Source organism: Bradyrhizobium sp. BRP19 (assembly GCF_020194195.1).
In the GTDB taxonomy this organism is placed as follows: Bacteria; Pseudomonadota; Alphaproteobacteria; order Rhizobiales; family Xanthobacteraceae; genus Bradyrhizobium; species Bradyrhizobium yuanmingense.
The window spans coordinates 1-1,266 of sequence record NZ_JADYVZ010000075.1 but is presented as its reverse complement, the minus strand read 5'-3'; the positions used below and the strand labels follow the sequence as shown (position 1 = coordinate 1,266).

Genomic DNA, 1,266 nt, shown 5'->3' with positions numbered 1-1,266 from the left:
TGATCTTCCCCCGAAAAAATGGACAGGGTTAAGCTGCTTTTAGCTCCATCTCGATCGGGCTGATATAGCCGATGGCGGAGTGACGACGCTTTCGATTGTAGAAGCCCTCGATGTAAGCAAAGATATCACGTCTGGCTTCCTCACGTGTTTCATAATGCTGCTGATGGACGAGTTCTGTTTTGAGCGTGTGGAAGAAACTCTCCATCGGTGCGTTATCGTAACAATCGGCCTTGCGGCTCATCGAGGCCCGAAAACCGGCGGACTGCATCATCTTGCGATACTCCGCCGAAGCATATTGAACGCCACGATCTGAATGGTGGATCAAGCCGGCGCCAGGCCGCTGTGTCGCAATGGCCATCGCTAGGGCCGCCATCGGCAGTTCGGCGCGCAAATGATCTGCCATCGCCCAGCCGACGATTTTGCGGCTGTAGAGATCCATCAGCGTGGCCAGATAGAGCCAACCCTGCTCGGTCTCGACGTAAGTGATGTCGGCGAGCCAGATCTGGTTCGGAGCAGTGGCGATGAAGTTGCGCTCGAGAAGATTCGGGGCGATCGGGAAATCGTGACGGCTGTCGGTGGTCCGCACCCGTCGTGGCTTCGCCATGATGGCCCTGATGCCATGTCGGCGCATCAATCGCTCGATGCGACCGCGGCTGGCCCCGCGGCCATGAGCCCTCAACTCGGCATGGACGCGCGGGCTGCCATAGCGGCCATTGGTGTCGCGGTGAACCCGCCTGATGTCGTCGACGAGTTCACGATTGGCTGCGGATCGCTGGCTCTCCGGGCGCGAGCGCCAGGCATAATAGCCGGCCGGCGAGACACCGAGCACACCGCACATGATCATCACCGGATAGTCGGCGCGGCGATCTTCGATGAAGCGGAATCTCATTTCGGAACTCCAGCAAAGATCGCAATGGACTTTTTTAAAATATCACGCTCCATACGCAGCCGCTCGTTCTCCCGCTGCAAACGCGCGATCTCCGCCGCGTGGTCCGCCGACGGCAGCGTCGCCTGCGTTGTGGGGCGCCGCGTCGCCGCCGTCGGCTCCAGCCGGGTCCCTCGCTGCTCCACCCACCGCCGCAGCACGGAATCGCGCAGGCCAAGCTCCCTGGCAACAGATCCGATCGAGCGCCCGCTCGACACTACGAGATCAACCGCTTGCCGCTTGTAGTCATCCGTAAACGACCGACGTTGACGTCCTTCCATCCGACACCTCCTGGCTCTTCGAGCCTACTACAGGTGTCCATCAATTCGGAGGAGGTTCAG

At 60.3% G+C, this 1,266-nt stretch carries 1 protein-coding gene; it reads right to left on the bottom strand.

All coding sequences use genetic code 11. The annotated features are described in order from the left end of the window. Positions 1 to 28 precede the first annotated feature (28 nt). Positions 29 to 1,206, bottom strand: a protein-coding gene (locus I6F36_RS38550; protein ID WP_225145783.1) for an IS3 family transposase whose coding sequence is annotated in 2 segments (ribosomal slippage) — positions 29 to 889 and positions 892 to 1,206 — 1,176 coding nt in all. Because the reading frame shifts where the segments join, the coding sequence is not laid out codon by codon here. Between the last annotated feature and the right edge of the window lie 60 nt (positions 1,207 to 1,266).